At 42.6% G+C, this 21,204-nt stretch carries 18 protein-coding genes; all 18 read left to right on the top strand.

The genetic code is table 11. The features are described 5' to 3' along the window. The first annotated feature begins 24 nt into the window (after nt 1-24). Nucleotides 25-2,532, top strand: a complete 2,508-nt coding sequence (locus tag HF324_RS32285; protein ID WP_168861651.1) for an SLBB domain-containing protein — start codon at nt 25-27, stop codon at nt 2,530-2,532. A 20-nt stretch (nt 2,533-2,552) separates the two neighbouring features. Next, the gene (locus tag HF324_RS32280) at nt 2,553-3,641 is read left to right on the top strand and encodes a Wzz/FepE/Etk N-terminal domain-containing protein (RefSeq protein ID WP_168807875.1); all 1,089 of its coding nucleotides are present in this window, start codon (nt 2,553-2,555) and stop codon (nt 3,639-3,641) included. Nucleotides 3,642-3,709: 68 nt separating this feature from the next. Continuing rightward, entirely contained in the window at nt 3,710-4,726 is a 1,017-nt protein-coding gene (gene pseB / locus HF324_RS32275; protein ID WP_168807873.1) for a UDP-N-acetylglucosamine 4,6-dehydratase (inverting), read from the top strand. A gap of 6 nt (nt 4,727-4,732) precedes the next feature. Further along, on the top strand, nt 4,733-5,947 hold the full coding sequence (gene pseC, locus HF324_RS32270) for a UDP-4-amino-4,6-dideoxy-N-acetyl-beta-L-altrosamine transaminase (protein ID WP_220101256.1): 1,215 nt from the start codon (nt 4,733-4,735) through the stop codon (nt 5,945-5,947). 165 nt (nt 5,948-6,112) lie between these two features. Continuing rightward, a complete protein-coding gene (gene pseF / locus HF324_RS32265) occupies nt 6,113-6,805 on the top strand; it encodes a pseudaminic acid cytidylyltransferase (protein ID WP_168807863.1) in 693 nt (230 codons plus the stop codon). Between the two features lie 123 nt (nt 6,806-6,928). Beyond that, the gene (locus tag HF324_RS32260; RefSeq protein WP_168861649.1) at nt 6,929-7,798 is read left to right on the top strand and encodes an aldo/keto reductase; all 870 of its coding nucleotides are present in this window, start codon (nt 6,929-6,931) and stop codon (nt 7,796-7,798) included. Continuing rightward, entirely contained in the window at nt 7,795-8,553 is a 759-nt protein-coding gene (locus HF324_RS32255; RefSeq protein ID WP_168807859.1) for a cytidylyltransferase domain-containing protein, read from the top strand. The genes HF324_RS32260 and HF324_RS32255 overlap by 4 nt, the downstream gene beginning before the upstream one ends. Before the next feature lie 8 nt (nt 8,554-8,561). Further along, nucleotides 8,562-9,881, top strand: coding sequence for a glutamate-1-semialdehyde 2,1-aminomutase (locus HF324_RS32250; RefSeq protein WP_168807857.1), 1,320 nt, complete (start codon nt 8,562-8,564; stop codon nt 9,879-9,881). Between the two features lie 295 nt (nt 9,882-10,176). Continuing rightward, nucleotides 10,177-10,956 carry a hypothetical protein gene (locus HF324_RS32245; protein ID WP_168861648.1) on the top strand — a complete coding sequence of 260 codons (780 nt, stop codon included), beginning with the start codon at nt 10,177-10,179 and terminating at the stop codon, nt 10,954-10,956. A gap of 6 nt (nt 10,957-10,962) precedes the next feature. Then, the gene (locus HF324_RS32240; RefSeq protein ID WP_168807853.1) at nt 10,963-11,835 is read left to right on the top strand and encodes a methionyl-tRNA formyltransferase; all 873 of its coding nucleotides are present in this window, start codon (nt 10,963-10,965) and stop codon (nt 11,833-11,835) included. A gap of 8 nt (nt 11,836-11,843) precedes the next feature. Beyond that, nucleotides 11,844-12,884 (top strand): pseudaminic acid synthase, encoded by a 1,041-nt coding sequence (gene pseI / locus HF324_RS32235; protein WP_168807851.1) that lies wholly within the window; start codon nt 11,844-11,846, stop codon nt 12,882-12,884. Between the two features lie 18 nt (nt 12,885-12,902). Next, nucleotides 12,903-14,000 carry a hypothetical protein gene (locus HF324_RS32230; protein ID WP_168807849.1) on the top strand — a complete coding sequence of 366 codons (1,098 nt, stop codon included), beginning with the start codon at nt 12,903-12,905 and terminating at the stop codon, nt 13,998-14,000. Nucleotides 14,001-14,027: 27 nt separating this feature from the next. Continuing rightward, the gene (locus HF324_RS32225) at nt 14,028-15,302 is read left to right on the top strand and encodes a hypothetical protein (protein WP_168861647.1); all 1,275 of its coding nucleotides are present in this window, start codon (nt 14,028-14,030) and stop codon (nt 15,300-15,302) included. A gap of 2 nt (nt 15,303-15,304) precedes the next feature. Continuing rightward, nucleotides 15,305-16,843: a lipopolysaccharide biosynthesis protein gene (locus tag HF324_RS32220; protein WP_168807845.1), complete on the top strand. Its 1,539-nt coding sequence runs from the start codon at nt 15,305-15,307 to the stop codon at nt 16,841-16,843. Between the two features lie 50 nt (nt 16,844-16,893). Continuing rightward, nucleotides 16,894-18,171, top strand: a complete 1,278-nt coding sequence (locus tag HF324_RS32215; protein ID WP_168861646.1) for a glycosyltransferase family 4 protein — start codon at nt 16,894-16,896, stop codon at nt 18,169-18,171. 10 nt (nt 18,172-18,181) lie between these two features. Next, nucleotides 18,182-19,120, top strand: a complete 939-nt coding sequence (locus HF324_RS32210) for an NAD-dependent epimerase/dehydratase family protein (RefSeq protein WP_168807841.1) — start codon at nt 18,182-18,184, stop codon at nt 19,118-19,120. Further along, on the top strand, nt 19,093-19,989 hold the full coding sequence (locus HF324_RS32205; protein ID WP_168807839.1) for a glycosyltransferase family 2 protein: 897 nt from the start codon (nt 19,093-19,095) through the stop codon (nt 19,987-19,989). Before HF324_RS32210 ends, HF324_RS32205 begins: the two co-directional genes overlap by 28 nt. A 27-nt stretch (nt 19,990-20,016) precedes the next feature. After that, nucleotides 20,017-21,186, top strand: a complete 1,170-nt coding sequence (locus HF324_RS32200) for a hypothetical protein (protein WP_168807836.1) — start codon at nt 20,017-20,019, stop codon at nt 21,184-21,186. Nucleotides 21,187-21,204 lie beyond the last annotated feature (18 nt).

Below are 21,204 nucleotides of genomic sequence, written 5' to 3'. Positions count from 1 at the left end.
AGAAGTTTTTTATCCTATTAATACATGTTCAGAAAATTATTGCTGCTACAGCTTTTCCTGTTTATTGGCTATTGTGTGACCGCGCAGAATCCAGCATTATCCAAAGAACAAATCCGGCAGATGAAGGTGGACAATCTGAGCGATGATCAGATTCGTCAGCTGGTGGCGGATATGAAAAAGAATAATATTGCTTTTTCTGATATTGATACCTATGCACAGCAGAAGGGTATACCGGACATTGAGGTGACCAAGCTGAAAGGCCGCATCCAACAGATGGGGCTGGACAGGGAATTAGAGCAGAGCCAAAAGAGCAAGGAGAACAGTAACAGAGGGAATGAAGATGAGGCGGGTACCCGCAAGCTAGACGATGATGACGAGTTAATGGACTCCACCACAGAAAAGAAGGACCGGACAAAGAGTAAGGAGGAGCGGGAGCGGGAAAAAAGACGGAAGCGCATTTTTGGGTCCGAACTGTTCAACAACAAAAACCTGACGTTCGAGCCCAATCTAAAGATGCCTACCCCGCCTAACTATCGTCTGGCAGCAAATGACGAAGTCCTGATAGATGTATATGGTTATTCCGAGGTACAACACCGGCTTAAGGTAACGCCGGACGGCTATGTCCGTATTCCCAATCTCGGTCCGGTTTATGTAAACGGGATAACCATGGAGGAAGCTAAAAACCGTATCACCAGGCAGTTGGCCACCATATATAGTGGTATTGGGAGTGGTAACACTTTTGTGCAGGTTTCTCTCGGTAGTATCCGCAGTATCCGGGTATTATTGATTGGAGAAGTGGTAAACCCGGGTTCTTACACCATTCCGTCATTGGCCACGGTCGCCAACGCATTGTACGTTTCCGGGGGGCCTGGTGAAAATGGCTCCTTCCGGGATATCCAGGTTATCCGAAACGGCTCGCCAGTTGCCAGGTTTGATCTCTATGACTTCCTCGTAAGGGGCGACCTCAGTAATAATATTGTGTTGCAGGAACAGGATATCGTAAAGGTGAATCCCTATAAGACCAGAGTGGAGCTGACCGGAGAGGTTAAACGCCAGGCTATTTTTGAAGCGAAGGAAAATGAAACCCTTCAGAATATCCTCGATTATGCTGGTGGTTTCACAGATCTTTCTTTCAGGGATGTAATACGTGCCTACAGGGTAAACAATAAAGAAAGGGAGGTAGTCAACATTCCGGCGGGAGAGATCGCTTCTTTCAAAGTACGGTCAGGGGACCAGTTCTTTATCGATTCTATCCTCAACCGCTTCAGCAACCGCGTAACTATTGCCGGTGCGGTATTTCACCCTGGTAACTATGCCCTGGAAAATAATATGACCGTTAAGGACCTGATGAAGCGGGCTGATGGTGTGAAAGAAAATGCTGCCTTGTCAAGAGGTCTGATCCGGCGTTTGCAGGCCGATTATACTCCTTCCTTCATCAATTTCAGTGTGCAGGACGTTCTGTCTGGCAAATCAGATGTGCGTTTGCAGAAGGAGGACAGTGTAATGATATACTCCAAGTTTGATCTCCGGGAAGAATATGAAGTAAGGATCGACGGGGAGGTTAATAAACCAGGATATTTCAACTATGCAGACAGTATGCACCTTGAAGATCTGATCCTGCTGGCAGGAGGCCTTACAGACGCGGCTTCTGTGCAGGAAGTGGAAATCTCCCGGAGAAAACGCGGTGGTGTATATGACGCAAAAGACAGCACCAAGGCAATTGTGGAGCGATTTAGTATCAATGCAGACCTCAGCAATAACCCGGAAGCAAAAGCCTTTGTATTACAACCTTTTGATGAGGTGGTCGTGCGCCGTTCTCCGGCCTATGCGTCGCAAGCCAACGTGATGGTTAGCGGAGAGGTGGTTTACCCGGGTGATTATACCATAAATAGCCGTTCTGAGCGTATTTCAGACCTGATCAAAAGATCAGGCGGATTGCGTCCGGAAGCTTATGCTGAAGGCGCAGTGATGATGCGGAAAACGTTTATCAATGAAGGAGACAGTATGCTGTTGGCTAACAAGCTGCAGGTGTTCTATAATAAATTACAGGACAGTACGGATATTGCCAGGGTACAGGCTGCGGTAGACCGGAAGGAGCAGCTGTTGGGTATCAATCTGGAGCAAATCATGAAGCATCCTGGTTCCAAGTATGACCTTCTCCTGGAAGAAGGGGATATTATCAAAATTCCCAAGAAGCTGCAAACTGTTCAGTTGTTTGGCGAAGTATACTTTCCCAAGAAAGTGAGATTTGATAAAGTATATAACTTTAAAGATTATATCCATGGTGCAGGTGGGTTTACAGCTCAGGCTTTGAAAAGACGCAGCTATATTGTGTACGCCAATGGCGAGGTAAAGAACACAAAGAAGGTATTCTTTTTTAACTCGTACCCCAAGGTGAAGCCAGGGGCAGAAATATATGTGCCAACGAAGAAAGAAAAGAAAGGTTTGAACGGCCAGGAAGGGGTTGCCATTGCAAGCGGGCTGGCGTCTATTGCACTGGTAATAGTAACAATTCTGAATACTATAAAATAGAGTTTGTAAACGAAGTTTTTATGGGCGGGCCACATACCACAACTAATGCCGAAAAAAATAAATTTGTAGAGGAAATTTCCTTCAAAGACCTGATTCTTAAGTTAAAAGAGTTCTCTAAATATATATGGCGTAAAAAAATTATTGTAATATTATCCGGATTGATTGGTGGTGGGCTGGGGCTAACAGCCGCTTTCATGTCTAAGCCAACTTATAAAGCGGAATTAAGTTTTGTGCTGGAAGAAAGTAATTCAAACCCACTGGGCGCTTACATGGGAATTGCGAGTCAGTTCGGCTTGGACCTGGGAGGAAAAGGCGGTAGCGGCCTTTTTGAGGGGGATAACATTATGGAGTTCCTTCGTTCCCGGCTGATGATTGAAAAAGCCTTACTGTCTGCGGTAACTTATGACAATAAACAATCCACGCTCGCCGAACTTTATATGGATGCATATAAGACGAGGCAGGGCTGGGAAAAAGATTCCCTGTTAAAAAAGGTAAGTTTTCCTTTGAATGCAGACAGAAGTAGTTTTTCGCGGCAACAGGATAGCGTACTGAATACAATACAGGGGGCAATAGCGACGAACCATCTGAATGTGGCAAGGCCGGATAAAAAGCTCAGTTTCATCGTGGTGGGTTGTACAACGTTGAATGAAACCTTTTCGAAAGAATTTGTAGAAACATTGGTTAGAGAAGCCACCCGCTTCTATATAGAAACAAAGACCAAACGTTCCACTACAAGTGTGGACCGCCTGCAGGCCCAGGCCGATTCAATGGAAGTATTACTGAACCGGAAGACCTACGAAACGGCACGGGTGCAGGATATCAACCAGAATCCTGCGAGACAGGTGGCAAATGTCAAAAGCGAATTAGTGATGCGTGACAAAGTAGTGCTGCAGACAATGTATGCTGAGGTTGTGAAAAACCTGGAAATAAGTAAGATTGCCATGGCACAGGATATGCCCGTTATTCAGATAGTTGATAAGCCTATTCTTCCCCTTGATAAAAGAAAGTTTGGCAAGCTGAAAGGCATTGCGCTGGGTGGCATATTGGGAGGAATGTTATGTGTATTGGTCTTAATCGGGAATAAAGTTTTGAGAGAAGAATTGGCTTAATACCGGAATCAACTACCCGATAATTTTCTTGTAAATTAAGTTTGGTAATAATTTAATAATAATTCTAAATGTTGGATTTAAATAACAAAAGCCTTCTTATAACCGGTGGTACTGGTTCTTTTGGTAAAGCATTCACAAAAATCATCCTGGAGCGCTGGCCACAGATTAAACGACTTGTCATTTACTCCCGTGATGAGCAGAAACAATTTCAGATGGCGATGGACTATCCGGAGTCCAAGTATCCTCAGATCAGGTTCTTCATTGGTGACGTGAGAGATTTTGACAGGCTGAGAAGGGCTTTAAAAGGAATTGATTATGTGATTCATGCTGCAGCGATGAAACATGTGCCAATTGCGGAATACAACCCGATGGAATGTATCAAGACCAACATCATGGGGGCAGAAAATGTTATTAACGCTTCTTTGGAAACCGGTGTACAGAAGGTGGTTGCATTGTCTACTGATAAGGCTGCTGCTCCGATTAACCTGTATGGTGCAACGAAGCTGGCCTCAGATAAACTGTTTGTAGCCGCTAATAACATCAAAGGCACCAACCCCATCAAATTTTCAGTAGTACGGTATGGAAATGTAATGGGCTCCAATGGCTCTGTTATCCCCTTCTTTCTCAATAAAAGAAAGGAAGGTGTGTTACCCATTACGGATACAACGATGACCCGTTTTAATATCACACTTACAGAGGGAGTGGACATGGTATTGCATGCCCTGGATTCTGCCTGGGGGGGCGAAATATTCGTTCCGAAAATTGCTTCCTACAAAATTACTGATGTGGCAATGGCTATCGGACCTGACTGTGAACACAGGGTTGTGGGCATTCGTCCCGGCGAGAAAATTCATGAAGAAATGATTACTACTTCGGATTCCTTTAGCACTTACGATCTGGGAAGATACTACGCCATTTTGCCACAGAACCTTTCCTTCAAAGTCAAAGACTTTGTAGAGCAGCTGAATGCTAAACCAGTGCCTCAGGGATTTCGTTACAACTCAGGAGAAAACGATCAATGGGTATCTGTAGACGAGATTCGTACGCTTATAAAAGACCATGTTGACCCAACTTTTACCATTTAATTGCTAATGATGAAACCGATACCATACGGAAGACAGGAAATAACAGCTTCGGATATACAGGCGGTAACCAGTGTTTTAACATCTGATTATCTTACACAAGGTCCTAACATTAAGGCGTTTGAAGATGCATTTGCGGCCTACATAGGCGCAAAATACGCGGTAGCAGTGTCTAATGGTACAGCCGCATTACATCTGGCCGCCATGGCCGCTGGCGTGAAACCCGGCGACCGCGTAATTACAACACCGATCACATTTGCAGCCTCGGCTAACTGTGTGCGTTATTGTGGCGGTGAAGTGGTTTTTGCAGATATTGATCCGGACACTTTCCTGTTGGATATTAATAAGGTAAGAGCGCTGCTGGAACAACATCCCCGAAATACTTTTCAGGGAATCATCCCGGTCGATTTTGCAGGGTATCCGGTAGATATGGAGGCATTCAGAACGTTGGCTGATGAATACGGAATGTGGATTATTGAGGATGCCTGTCATGCACCAGGTGCCTGGTTTACCGATAGTAAAGGTGTAAGGCAAATGGCCGGAAATGGGGTTTATGCAGACCTCGCCATTTATTCATTTCATCCGGTAAAACACATTGCTGCAGGAGAAGGCGGGATGATTACTACGAATGATGAAACGTTGTATAAAAAACTGTTGACGCTCAGGACGCACGGGATAACCAAAAACCAGAACGATTTCAGTAATTCCCTGGAGATGGCTACCGGCGTACCGGGAATGGAAACAGGTACATTTCCTGGCTGGTATATGGAAATGCAGGACCTGGGGTTCAATTACCGCCTGACCGATTTTCAGGCTGCACTGGGGCTAAGCCAGCTTCAAAGGGCAGATGAAGGATTGATGCGCAGGGTAGAGATCGCCAGGGTCTACGATCAGGCATTTCAGCATAATGACAAAATTGAATGCCAACAGTTACAGTTGAAAGAACGTGACCTGGAACACGCTTATCACCTCTATGTCATTAAGCTAGCGGATAGGCTGGGATTATATAATTATCTGAAGGAAAAGAATATTTACGCGCAGGTACATTATTTTCCGACACATCTGATGCCTTATTATCGCCAACAAGGCTGGAAACCCGGGGACTTTCCATTGGCAGAAAAATACTATAGCCAATGTTTGAGCTTACCAATGTTTCCTAGTTTGACGGAAAAAGAACAAACATTCGTTATTGATCAGATAAATCAGTTTTTAACCTCGAAATGAGCTTAAATATCCTTGCATTTTTACATGTTAGGATTTTTTTTACTAAATTTGGAGACCTGTTCTATTGATAGGCCTGGCTTTTCATTTGTATTAACGTCATGTAATTCCCGTTGAACCATATCAGGGGATGTGATCTATATAACCGAACTAAGGGAGCAAATCTTTATGAAAAATGTTGCTTTAATACCTGCTCGTGGTGGAAGTAAGCGGATTCCGGGAAAAAACACAAAGGATTTTCTTGGTAAACCTATTATTCATTATTCAATTCATGCCGCTATTGAGTCTGGTTTATTTGATGAGGTAATGGTTTCTACGGATGATGAAAAAACTGCCGAGATTGCAATGGCTGCTGGTGCCAAAGTGCCCTTTTTAAGATCAGCTAAAGCTTCTGACGATTATGCGACGATTGCAGACGTTATTAAAGAAGTACTGGACAGTTATAAGGAAAAGCAGAACCTTGAATTTGATAACCTCTGTTGTATTTTCGCTACTGCACCATTCACCACTCCGGAAAAGCTCAGATTGGCGTACGAGCTTATGAATGAAAAAAATTATATATCCGTTTTCCCAGCGTCCAGATTTTCTTATCCCATTATGCGTGCATTAAATGTAGACAGCGCTACCAATAAAGTGTCGATGGTGTGGCCGGAGTATATGCAGACGCGTTCTCAGGACATTCCCGATGCCTATCATGACTGCGGTCAATTTTATTGGGTCAAAGTGGCCGGATTCATGAAACATAATGCCTTGTTTACCCCTAATTCAGGCATAATAGAATTGAACTTTACTGAATTCCAGGATATTGACACGGAAGAAGACTGGAAACTGGCAGAACTTAAATATGAATTAAACAAATAACGCCATTAGCCCCACTTAATACCCGGGAACTTTATTTTTGCTTTAAGAACTGATTTATAGAGGGTGTTTTCACTTTAAGCGTCGATAAAGAGGACGATTATCGTGACTCACTTAAATACCTTTATGAAGAAGTTAATACTGGGCACAGTCCAGTTTGGTTTAAGTTACGGGATAAGCAATAGGAATGGCCAACCGCAACCCGGGGAGGTATTTGAAATTCTTCGGGTTGCCAGAAAAACAGGAATTGAAACGCTGGACACAGCAGAAGATTATGGTTCAGCCCAGGAACTCATCGGTCAATACCACAACAGCAGGGAGAAGAATTCCAGTTTTGATGTTATATCTAAAATTTCTCATGAGTTTGGAAGCCAGTCAGTCTCAGATCATGTAAAGCAGACCTTATCGGTTTTAGCGTTAACCACTTTAGAAGCATACCTGTTTCATAGTTTCCGGATGTATAAGGCATCTCCTGAATTATTGAACGAGTTGGTGTCTTTGAAGGGCAAAGGGATGATCAGGAAGCTAGGCGTGTCCATCTACACTAATGACGAGTTACTGGAAGTTATTGAGGATGACCGTTGTGATGTCATTCAGATTCCCTATAACCTATTGGATAATTCCTCGCAAAAAGGAGCACTCCTGGAGAAAGCCAAAGCAGCAGGAAAAGAGCTGCACGTGCGCTCTGTATATTTACAAGGCTTGTTCTTTATGTGCCCGGAACAAATTCCCCGAAACCTTTTGCCACTGGTGCCTTACCTGAAAAAAATAGAGGAGATAGCCAGAGGTCATGCTGTTGATATGGGGACGCTTTCACTGCAGTATGTTTATAACAATCCCCTCATAGATAAAGTATTAATTGGCGTTGATACGGTTGAGCAATTAACCCATAATATTGACGGGCTAAAGGTACCGTTGGATAGGTCTGTTTTCTCGGAAATTGATAAAATCCTTGTTAAAGAACCCCACTTATTAAATCCTGTCAACTGGAAATGAAGATAATAGCTGTTACCCAAGCCCGGGTGGGGTCTACCCGCTTGCCGGGCAAAGTACTGAAAAGCATCAATGATATTTCATTATTGCAGATTCACCTGGAAAGAATAGCGCTGGCCCAAAAGCCGGATAAGATAATAGTAGCAACTACCAATGAAGCAGGGGTGGAGGCCATTTGTGAGGTAGCGGCTGCACTGGGTATCGATAGCTACCGGGGAAATACCACTGACGTTCTAGACCGGTTTTATAATGCCGTTAAAGAAGAAAGACCGGATTACGTCATCCGGCTGACATCGGATTGTCCGCTGATAGATCCGGAAATAATTGATAAAGTAGTCTCAGCAGCAGTAACAAAACGACTGGATTATGCGTCCAATACTATGGCCACTACCTTTCCCGATGGCATGGACGTTGAGGTGTTTACATTTCATGCTCTGGAAAAGGCATGGACGGAAGCCAAACTAAAGTCAGACCGGGAACATGTAACGCCCTATATATGGCGTAACTCTACCTTTAAAGGTGGTGGAATATTTTTATCTGATAATGTAACCCATGAAACGGATTATGGAAATATCCGTTTAACAGTCGATGAACCTGCTGACCTGGAGCTGGTCACCCAACTAATTATGCAGCTGGGAAGCAAGGCTGGATGGAAAGAGTATGTTGCCTATCTGCTGTTGCATCCCGACCTGTTGAATCTCAACAGTAATATCATTCACAACGAGGGTTACATCAAGTCCCTATTAAACGATAATTAATTTCAAACATGATCACTGACTTCAATATGTCTAATCAATACAGAGCTAAAATTCATGAGCTCATTCCGGGTGGTGCCCATACTTACTCTAAAGGCGACGACCAGTTTCCCCAGTTATCACCGGCAGCTATTGCGTATGGAAAAGGGGCACATGTATGGGATATAGATGGCAATAAATTTCTTGATTGTTCTATGGGGTTGACATCTGTAAGTTTGGGACACGCATATGAGCCTGTACTGGAAAGGGTAAGGGAGGAGTTGGCCAAGGGGGTGAATTTTCAGCGTCCCGCTTATATCGAAATGGAAATGGCGGAAGCTTTTCTGGCATTGATACCTTGTCATCAGATGATAAAATTTGCCAAAAACGGGTCTACAGTAACCACAGCAGCCATTAAACTGGCAAGGGCCTATACTGGCAGGAGAATGGTAGCCTTCCCTTCGGACCATCCTTTTTATTCTTATGATGATTGGTTTATCGGACAAACTGCGTGTTCTAAAGGGGTGCCTCCTGAAAATGCTGTATTGTCTGTAACCTACAAATCAGATGATCTGGTTTCCCTGACGGAGCTTTTTGAAAAGTATCCCGGTCAGATTGCAGGCGTAATTTCTGAACCGGAGAAAAACTTTGGCTTGTCAGAAAACTATTTGCAGCAGGCTATTGACCTTGCGCACAAACATGGAGCGTTATACATCGTAGATGAAATGATCACTGGCTTCAAGACAGATTTCCCGGGTTCCATTAAAAAATATAATGTGCAGCCGGATCTGGCTACCTGGGGAAAAGGTATTGCCAATGGCTTTTCTTTCTGCGCTTTGACTGGCAAACGGGAGATTATGGATTTAGGCGGAATAAAAAATGAGGGGCAGGAGAAGGTTTTCCTGACGTCCACCACACATGGGGGAGAAACACATGCCATTGCAGCAGGGCTGGCGACCATTAAGGAGTTTCAGGAAAAAAATGTGATTAAGCATAATCATAGGATCGGGGATTATTTCCTAACCAGGGTGAACGCTGAAATTTCAGCAAGTGGGTTAAATGACCAGGTACAGATGGCTGCCTGTAACTGGATGCCGGTATTTATCTTTAAAGATGCGTCCGGGGTGCCCAGTATGGGACTCAGAACATTGTTTTTACAGGAAATGATTGCCAGAGGAGTGCTTTTTCAGGGCTCTTTCGTTCCTTGTTTCAGTCATACTACCGATGACATAGACTTTTTTGCGGAAGCATTCCGCGCATCCCTGGAGCGATATAAAGAAGGTCTGGCCGTAGGGTACGAAAAACTGTTAACCGGCAGCCCGGTGAAACCCGTATTCAGAAAATATATATAAATAATTTTATATTCATTTCAAGATATAACTTTAGTAAGTTTGCACATCGTTTAATTATATTTTTCGTAGGGGCGAAGACCAAAAGGAGTTTCTTAATGAAATCACGCGTTTTTTTCCGGGCAGATGGAAATAGCAAGATAGGATTAGGTCATGTAATACGTACCTGTGCGCTGGCACACATGTTAAGGCATGATTTTGATTGTTTTTTTTTAATTCAGGCCCCTCTGGATACCCTTCGGAAGGAAATTTTGTTGTCAGGAGCCCAGGTAATTGAACTCCCCCCCAGACTGATTATTTGGCGGACGCCCGGCACTGTGCTGCTTTTTTTACGGATAAAGACATCATGGTGCTTGATGGGTATAATTTTTCATCTGATTATCAATGTGTTGTAAAAACATCAGGGGCAAAACTTGTTTGTATAGACGATATCCACCAGTATCACTTTTATGCCGATGCTGTAATAAATCATGCTGGTGGAATTACCCCTGCGGACTATAGTGCAGCACCGGATACTGATTTTTATTTGGGCCCTGCCTATGCCCTGCTCCGGGAGCCGTTCCTGCATGCAGCCAGAAACAGGGCGTTGGCAAGTCGGCAAAACCAATTGTTAATCAGTATGGGAGGAGCCGACCCGAATAATGATACCTTGTCTGTTTTGTCAAAGGCGTTAAAAAGTGAGACGATTGATGACTTTTATGTAGTTATCGGAGGTGCGTATAAATATTTGGAAGAACTGGAGGCATTTATAGGGGGGCAAAACAAATCGATATACCTGCGTAAAAACCTGACGGCTATCGATATGTGTAATTTAATGCGACAATGTGGAGTAGCTGTTTGTCCGCCGAGCAGTACTGCTTTTGAGTACTTAAGCGTCGGTGGACAGCTTTATTTGCATATGATTGCGGACAATCAGCGGGATATAGGGAAGTATTTTCTTGAATCAGGATTGGCGTTCGATTTTGATCGTTTTGGGCAAATCGGCGGCCGTCAGGCAAGCGATGCCCTTTCTCTTCAGCAAGCAATCTTTGATGGACAGTCCGACAGCAGGTTGATTCAAATTTTTAAAACGTTATAAGTTATTATGTTAGAGGTAGTATTCCTGGGAAGCGGTGGACTGGGGCTGGATGTTCTTAAACAGGTTTGGTCTTCTTACCGGGTGAAGGCAGTCCTGACAGATAAAAAGTCGGTATCAATTATTTCATTCTGTAATGAACATCAGATCCCTTGTTTTGCAGGTAATCCGAGGGGCAACAAAACCGCCGATTTTGTTAAGGATATCCGATGCGATATACTACTTTCTGTCAATTATCTTTTTGTTATTGAAAAGGACCTTATTGATCTTCCTGCTTTATTTGCGATAAATATTCATGGTTCACTATTGCCAAAGTATCGGGGAAGGACCCCGCACGTGTGGGCTATTATTAATGGGGAAACGGTGACAGGGGTAACCGTACATCTGATTGACGAGCTTGTTGACAATGGTAAAATATTGAAACAGCGTGAGGTCAGCATATCACCTGATGATACCGGTGCTACTATCCTCGAAAAATTCAGCTATTTGTATCCCTCCATGGTGCAGGAAGTGCTGACTGAAATAGCACAGGAGAAAGTGACGCTGGTAGAGCAGGATAATGCCAAGGCAACTTACTTTGGAAAAAGGACACCGGAAGACGGCAAGATCGAATGGAGCTGGTTTAAGGAACGTATCCGGAACTGGATACGCGCGCAGGCGGCCCCCTATCCGGGCGCTTTTGCTTTTTATGAGGGGCATAAAGTGTCCATTCATAAAGCTACGTTTTCTGATATGGGATTTGCTCAGGATATAGCAGACGGGACTATTCTTGCCACAGATCAGCAGACGCTGCATGTTAAAACGCCCAACGGTGTACTTCAATTAAGCGATATCAAAGCAGAAAATCCCATTACATTTAGAATCAATGGTTTATTAAAATAGATTTTTCCATGAAAATTGCCAATTTCGTCATTGCACCTGATAGTCGACCTTTTGTTATTGCAGAGATGAGTGGAAATCACAACCAGTCATTGGAAAGGGCTTTGCAAATTGTTAAAGCTGCAGCAGACTCCGGCGCCCATGCAATTAAGTTGCAGACCTATACTCCGGATACGCTAACAATTGATCACAGGGGTGGATTATTTGATATAACAGATGAACATTCACTGTGGAAAGGACGGAATCTATACGATCTGTATAAAGAGGCTATGACTCCCTACGAGTGGCATAAACCCATTTTCGAGTATGCGAAGGAGCTGGGAGTGCTTTGTTTTTCCACTCCATTTGATGAGAATGCAGTAGACATGCTGGATGAATTAGGCGCGCCCTGCCATAAAATTGCATCTTTTGAAAACAACCACCATCCGCTACTAAGAAAGATTGCAAAAACGGGAAAACCGGTGATTATGTCCACAGGTATTTCTGCATTGGGCGATATCGAGGAAAGCGTAGGAGTATTGAGAAGTAATGGCTGTCAGGATTTAGCATTGCTGAAGTGTACCAGTTCTTACCCGGCCACCCCTGAAAATACCAACATTGTTACTATTCCGCATATGAGAGAGATGTTTAAATGTGAAGTGGGTTTATCTGATCACACAATGGGGGTTGGTGCCGCGGTAGCTGCTGTCGCATTGGGCGCCAGAATTATCGAGAAACACTTTTGTCTCAGCAGGGCAGAAGGTGGTGTGGATAGTGCATTTTCGCTGGAGCCAGATGAATTTAAATTGTTGGTCACTGAAACAGAAAGGGCGTTTCTTGCTTTGGGAGAAGTACAGTACGGAATAATGAAAGCAGAGGAAAAAAGCCTGCGCTATAAACGCTCTGTTTATGTTATAAAGGATATCAATGAAGGAGAACTGCTGACACCTGAAAATATCAGCATCATAAGGCCGGGAGACGGTTTAGCTCCTAAATATTATGAGCGTTTGCTGGGAAGGCCGAGCAAGCAAAAATTACAGAGGGGAACTCCTCTTACCTGGGATTTAATATGATTTTATCTGTACCTACATATGAATACAATATCTTCCGCACTTAGAACCGCTGTTTTATCAGGGTGCTGCGTTATTTTATCGATCCTGACAGGATGCAAGAAGGAGGGATTGAAAGGAGAAGTTGGAGATGTTTTTAAATATACCGAATTCCAGATAATGCCAGGAGTTACCCTGGGAAGCGTATATTATACTAATAAATTTAATGCATTTACCGACCTTGCCTATTTTAAAGGACGATGGATGGTTGTTTTTCGTGAAGGTACCCAACACGAAGGGGGAATGCCCGGGCGTATTAAAGTGTTGACGAGCGCTGATGCACAAAATTGGAAAGTGGAACAGACGTTTGCCCTGGACTCTGTGGATTTGCGCGATCCTAAACTTGTGATTGATTCGGTAAACAATACGTTGTCTGTCACTTTCTTTGGTATTGATCTTAGACCCCGGTCCGCTATCCGCATTCGAAATTACTATGTTGAATACAGCAACCCGAGCACTGATATAGCAGAAATAGTGGAGGAGTGGCCTAACAAGGAAAACTATTATTTATGGCGCTGGACCTCTGAAAGCAATGAGAATTATTGTGTTGGTTACAGGATCTCCCGATATGAAGATACCACTACCAACTTGATATTATTGGCTGGAAATCATAGATTTGGTAATCGTAAGATCATAAATCACCTGAATTTAAGGGGGCAACCGACGGAAACGACGTTAAGATTTGGAGAGAATAAGCGCATGGTAATGGTTGTCCGGTCAGATGAAGGAGCGTTTCATATCGGTACAGCAGAAAAGCCTTACACCAACTTTGTCTGGTTACCCAATAATGAGTTTACAAGATTGGCGTCACCTAATTTTCTGTTTTATAAGTCATATCTGCTGATAACAGGCAGAGACCTGAGAGATAACAAGTTCAGGTTCTTTGCCTATAACCAGGTTAGCGGCAAGATAGAGAAGGAAATAGAGTTCCCGGGTGGTTATGAAGTAGGATACGGTGGCATGTCTTTCAATCCTGCTAATAAATCTGAAATGTGGGTGTCTTATTATTCGATAGAACATGGAGGACGTAAGAGTAATATTTATCTGGCAAAAATAAATTTACCGGAAGTCCTTAAATAAAAAATTAAAATAAATTTTAACTCGTTCATGAAGAATGACTCTTTGTATCAGTATATCAGGCAATCACATTCTAAAGACTTGTTGTTATATGATAATCTGAGATATGTATTAGAAGGTCAGGTGTACTATTATGGGAACCATTTCTTATTTTCCAACGAACGCAGGCAGAAAGCGAAAGACATTATACAGTGGAAAGAACTGTTAAAAACAGGGTATGCGTATTACAATTTTGTCAGGAAAAACGGTAAAGACGCAGCACCGCGAGTGTTATCGAACGCTTATTTTAATTTTAATGCTGAACTCGAGAGGTTAGGCTATGCTGTGTTGGCCCCTTGCTGGTCTTTTCGGAAAGGTGACCGTCAGTTATTTGGTGATATGGCCTTTTACAAGGCGATGAAGCAGATAAGGAAGCGTGTCTTTGGTTCAGATTTTAATGATCTTACCAGTGAGGATTTCAGTAAGGCGTACTACGCATTTCGAAGTAAGCTGGCAGACAAGGTTGTTGAATCTGATGTAAAGGCGCTTTTTGTTCCTAATGATGTCTCTTTCTTTGAGAATCTGTCTATCAATGTATTTAAAGAGCTTAAAAAACCCTCTTTTATTTTCCTGCATGGATTACCCGGCAGGTATAATATTATAGATGAAAACCGAACGGATTATCTCATTGTTTGGGGAAACCGCATAAAGCAGCACTATATTGATACAGGTTTTTCAGCGAATAAAATTTTTGTGGCGGGGCATCCTTTCTATAAACAGCTATCTGTAAAGGAAGTGAGGTCCGGCATGACGGATATATTGGTGCTGGCCAAAGTCGGGCTTGGTTCTCCGCATAGTGATGGAATGACCTTGTACGACAGGGGAGCACAGATCGTTTATTTACTGGAAATTCAAAAGGTGTTACAACAAAAAGGCATTAAGCAAGTGCGCCTTAGATTTCATCCATCTGCAAACCCTGATTGGCACTATCAGTTTATTGACAGGAATTTCTTTGTACCGGATTTCCAACCATTGAATAATTCCTTGCAAAAGGCAAGTTTGGTTATTGGCCCGGTTTCTACGGTGTTTTTGGAAGCATTATACAATGGGGTGAACTATATGGTTTTTGAACCAAGTGAGAATGGCGTAAACATCTTTAACGAACTTTTGGTGGCGCCGTTTAACGGAAAGGAGGAAGGAGTTCCCTTTGCCGGCTCGGGGGTGGCTCTCCACCGGCTGCTGACAGATAATGTGAAGGCAGACACCGCAATTTTCAATGAGTATGTAGCGCCGTTTGATATTGGATTCATTAAAGAGATTACTTAAAGATGTTACAATCATATACGAAAAACTATATACGCATTTATTTCTGGCAGATACTTTCGATTGTACTTAACCTGCTTTCTCTTTTTATTGTTATTCCCCAGCTATCTTCCCAGCCAGGGGTTTATGGTATTTATTCCATTTGTGTATCAGCCATTATTTTTCTTTCCTATGCTGATTTAGGCTTTTTAAGCGCCGGATACAAGTATGCCAGCGAAGCTTATGCAAAACGCGACCGGGAGCGGGAAGTCGATATTTTAGGCTTTATTTGTTTTATCCTGTTTTGTCTGGTCCTGATTTTCTCAGGGGTTATGTTGTTGTTGTCTTTCCATCCTGAATGGTTGATAAAGGGGATCAATAAGGACAGCAACCTGATAGTGGCCCAGAGACTGCTGCTGATCCTCGCCATTTTTTCTCCTAACGTTGTATTGCAGCGCGCCCTGCAGGTCATATTCGGCGTACGTCTGGAAGACTATATTTATCAGATAGTACTGATAGCAGTGAGTATCTGCAAAATATTATCTGTTTTCTATTTTTTCCGTCCGGGACATTATGATATTGTTCCCTATTTTCTTTTTACCCAGATCGTTACAACTACCGGATTGTTATATGCATTTTATCTGACTACGAAACGATATGGGATTTCATTGATGAGTTTTCTTAAAAGACTCAGATTTTCCCCGGTTCTTTTTAAGGAAATCAAAGCGCTGGCGTTAAGTACGTTTTTTATCACCCTGTCATGGATCATATACTATGAACTGGATATTTATGCTATTGCAAGACTGTCCGGGGCACAGGCAGTAGCCTATTATTCCATCGGTCTGACCTGTTTGTCTTTCTTTCGCTCTATTTTTGGAACGCTTTTTAATCCCTTCTCTGCCCGGTTTAATCATTTTGTGGCGCTTAACGACGAGAAGGGACTCAGATCATTGTATAAAACCGTTCTTTGCGTAATGCTCCCGCCGGTTGTATTTCCGATAATTGCCATCGCCAGCCTGAGCAAACCTTTCGTTTTCAGCTGGGTTGGCAGCAATTTTTCTGATAGTGTACAGATTGTGAGATTACTGGTACTTAGCAACATCCTCGCTTTTATATCCTATCCTTCCGGGATGCTGATGGTGGCAAATAAGAATATTAAGGCGCTTTATTTTCTGGCAATATTGCAACCGGTACTTTTCTGGGGTGGTATTAGTTTATTATTCCCCTTTATCGGGTATTTGGCTTTCTCTTACTTTACCCTGCTGTCGTTTATGGTGAGTGGCGCGATCTATTTATGGATTTCCCTGAAATTTTTGCGAATGAATCTGTTGAATTTCCTGGGTACGGTTATAAGGCCAGCGGTGTTACCCGTCCTGGCGATGCTTTTGATATTGATTCCTTTATCGGCTTACCTGCCGCAGGAAAAAAGCAAGCTGAACCTGTTGCTTACCGTGTTTGCTGGTGGTACTGCGGCGCTGATCGCATTGGTCATTTACTATTTTACATCCACTATTTTTTGTGACTATATAAAGAATATATATTATAAATTTGTTCGTAAAGGGTAAAAAAGTATCAAATAGAATAAATATGATATGTTTATAGTTCAAAATATAGTATGGCTAAAAAGAATGTGTTGATTTTTACGGATTGTTATATTTATGGAGGAAGTGAACGGTTGATGACTTTTCTGTTAAGTAACCAGTTGCTGAATGAACAGTTTGATCTTACCCTGGCCTTCAGAAATCACAAATCGTATGTTGATGGATTGAATAATGATCTGCGGAAATGGGGCGTCAACGCTAAAACACATCCTGTTACGCTACTTTCCAACACAGCTTTTTTTCATAGGATCTCATGTTCGCGCCTTCACCCGCTTTTAAAGAAAGGTATAAAAGTTCCTTTCTACTTGGCAGAGCGCATAGGTATATATTTTATTTTTAATATATTTGTCATGCTGGGCTTCCTTCTCAGAAGGAAGCCGGATATTGTTCATGTGAATAATGGTGGATACCCGGGGGCCCGGTCATGCAATCAGTTTGTACTTTGCTGCCGTGCGTTGGGAATCCGTTCAATAGTCTATCAGGTTAACAATATCGCTTATCCGGCTCCTCATATCTTTGCAAGGTGGTATGACAGACTGATTGGTAAATATGTATATTCTTTTATAACAGCCTCTTCTGAGGCTCGGTCGGCTTTGACCAGCCAGCGAAACTTCGATCCGGTGAAAATAGTCCAGATTCCTAATACCGTGAAATTAGAGGCGGCTACGATGGGCAGGGCTCAGATTTTAGCAGAGGCCCGATGGCCGGAGGATACTTTTCTGCTGGTTCAGGTAGCTTTTCTGACAGCGAGAAAAGGGCAGATATATTTATTACGTGCCTTAAAGGAAATCATGGATGGAAATCACCCTGTTTTAACAAAGAAGTTAAAGGTATTGTTGGTAGGCAATGGTGAAGATGAAGATATGCTGAAAGAGTACGTTTCTGAAAATGATCTCCAGAGCTATGTTTTCTTTGCAGGGTATCGCACCAATTCTGTTGATTTTATCCAGGCATGTGATGTATTCATGTTACCCTCGGTAACCAATGAAGATATGCCATTGGCGTTGCTGGCAGCGATGAACATGGGGAAACCTTTGATTTCGACCGGTTTTGCCGGTATTCTGGAAGCTGTCAGGAATGGCGAAAATGGGATATTGATTTCTAAATCCACGGACGAGATCACGGCACAATTAAAGTCGGCCATTATTCAGTTGTTTGAACGGCCGGACCTGAGGATATTGTTCGGGGCAGAAGCGCAGAAGACGTTCAATGAAAAGTATTCAGAGGCCGCTTACGGGAAAGCTTTATCCGGCTTATATGAGAGCAGTATCGTAACCAAAGCTTCTTATTAAAGTATGTAACATGGAGACAATATTAATACTGGGAGGATATGGTTTCCTGGGTAGTAATGTAATTGATTATGCCGGTAGGTATCTAGGCGGGCAATACAATTTTATTGTATTTGACTTTTATATCAATCATCCATTGCAGGCACAATTCAGCAATGTTATTAAAACCTACAAAGGTGATTTTACCAATCAGGAGGATGTAAGGGTAATTTTTGAGGAGAATAAAATAGATTATATATTTCATTTCATCAGCACTACCGTTCCGTCTACTTCCAACAATAACATTATTTATGATATAGAGTCCAATCTCGTTCCCACGATTCATTTGCTGGATCTGGCTCACCAATACGATATTAAAAACGTGGTATATATATCTTCAGGAGGGGCCATTTATGGTGCTGCTTCAAAATATGTTCATAAAGAAGAAGACCCTTTGCATCCTATAAGTTCATATGGTATCGTTAAGATGTCAATTGAAAAGTACCTCAAACTATATAATCACCTGCACGGAATTAACTATCTCGCTCTCAGGCTGTCTAATCCTTATGGGGCGTACCATTTGTCGGAGAAACAAGGGCTCATTAATGTGGCTTTGAAGAAGGCGCTGAAGCAGGAGCAGTTTGAGGTATGGGGTGATGGAACCAACATCAAGGATTATATTTATGCAGAAGATTTTGCGAAAATCATCTTCCGGTTGTTGGAGAAAAAAGTGGAGAACAAGGTAATAAATGTAGGGTCCGGCAAAGGCTATTCCATTAATGAGCTGTTGGAAATTGTGAAGGGCCTGGTACCTTCTTTCCAGATCAAATACCAGGATGTAAAATCTTTCGATGTGCCTAAGGTCATTCTGGATACCAGTGAAATGGCCGGGTTTATCGATTTTGAGTTATTGGATATTGAAAGTGGAATTAATAAAACGTATAAATGGATACAGGAACAGCAACCGGACTAACTTTTTCTATTATTATACCAACATATAACAGGGCTGAAAAACTGAGAAAATGTCTGCAGTCATTACGACAACAAACATATCAGCATTTCGAAGTGCTGGTATGCGATGACGGTTCCCAGGATGATAGCAAAGCAGTGGTGGATTCGTTTAGAGAACATCTCAATATAAAATATTTTTATAACGACAATTGGGGCGGGCCGGCATATCCCAGAAATGTGGGAATAGAAAATGCATCGGCCCCCTGGCTGTGTTTTTTGGATTCTGACGACAGCTGGTATCCGCAAAAGCTGGAGCGTGTGAAAGCACATCTGGATGCCTATGATTTAATCTGCCACGATTTTGATGTGGAGGGCAAGGTAACCTACAGGTCCCGGTTAAAAACCCGGCCGTTGGGTAAGGATGTTTTCAAAACCTTAATGACGAAGGGAAATTCTATCGTGACGTCCAGTGTTTGTATAAGAAAGGACGTGTTCCGTGAAATGAAGGGATTTTCTCTTGAAAGGGAACTGATTGCTGTAGAAGACTTTGATTTATGGTTGCGGATGGCCCATAAAGGGTATCGTTTTGGGGTTATCTCAGAGGCAATGGGTGCTTATTGGACAGGAGATGGCAATATAACTGGTGTTAATGATAAACAAATAGCCCGTATTAAAGCGGTGTTTGGACGTCATATGCATGAGCTGCCGGCCAACAGTCATGCGTACGCGCAGTCGCTGGGCTTTCAGTATTATCTTACAGGAAGAATAAAACATAAGATGTGTGAGTTTAAGGAAGCGAGAAGGCTTTATGCGAAAGCGATAGCCAAAGGAGCGCCGGTGATAAAATTCAATGCATGCTGTCACCTGTTAATTGCATTGATTCGCAAATAAAAAATTGATTTACGATAATAATAACAGATGCTGGAAGCAATCTTCTTTTTTTTGATATCGGTACTGATGCTGAGTTCGCTGCCTTTTTCAGGGTCACTCTGGATCCCGGCCGCTGTCCGCATTGGAGTCTTGCTGACGCTGCTGGCGCTGTCTATTGCCATATCATGGAAGAAGAAGCCTATCTTTTACTTTTTTCTGATCTATTTCCCTGCGGCTGTCATATTGGCCCTGCTTTGGAGAAGGAATTCTCCCCAGTCATTACCTCCAATATTATATACCATTTCATTCGTTGGGTTTGCGGTGTTATTGATGCACATTGCCCGGCGGCTGCCACTGTTGCCTTACCTGATATCAAGGTTCCTGTATCTGCTGGTGATGTTTACGGCGATAATGGCTGTCCTGTCTTTTTTAGCTTTCAACCTGGACCTGATCCCGTATAAGGAGATTAAGCTGGGTGATTTTGATTATTACAACTTTTATTACCATCCGGTATTTGGATACGTTGCACCAAAGAAATTCGGAGATATCGAAGTGGGACGAATTGCTGGTTATATGATGGAGCCCAGTTATACGGCTTGGTTTCTGACGAGCAACTTTTTTATCGCTGATAAATATTTTAAGCACAGGGGCATGCCGTTTCTGGTATCTAAAGTGATCATTTTTGCGGGAGCGATAGCAACATTATCAATGGGAGGATTATTGGTGTTCGGTGTTGTGTTTCTTATTATGATTGCATATGGCATACTCGGAAAACTCAATGTAGGCACAAAGTTGAAAAACATAGTGATCGGTACTGTTATGGCGCTCGCCTTTGTTGGAATGTTAATGGTGCCAAAGGAGCAGGTTAGTGAGTCATTAGGTAATTCTTCTTATGGTGACAGAGACGCACGTGTACAATCGAGCTTTTTAATATTAGGCACTTCCGGCATTGTCGATTTGGCATTAGGGCATTCTCCTGGATTTATCGAGAATAGTGATCTTGGGAAGGGAGAATCAAATCAATATATGAAACTGCTTGTTGAGGAAGGTATTTTTATTTCACTGCTGGTGATCGGGTGGATAGTTGCTAATACGAAGAAAAGCAAATACTATATGTTGGCCAATTTGATATTTTTAAGCAGTGTTGTTATTTTATGGACACCCTTGTTCATCGTAAATATTATGTTCTGCAGGTGGAAAGATGAGGGTATTATTTAATGAATTAAATAAGAGACT

The sequence above is a fragment of the Chitinophaga oryzae genome, assembly GCF_012516375.2.
GTDB lineage: Bacteria > Bacteroidota > Bacteroidia > Chitinophagales > Chitinophagaceae > Chitinophaga > Chitinophaga oryzae.
Note: the sequence above shows the minus strand (reverse complement) of the source record. Positions and strands in the feature narration are given on the sequence as shown.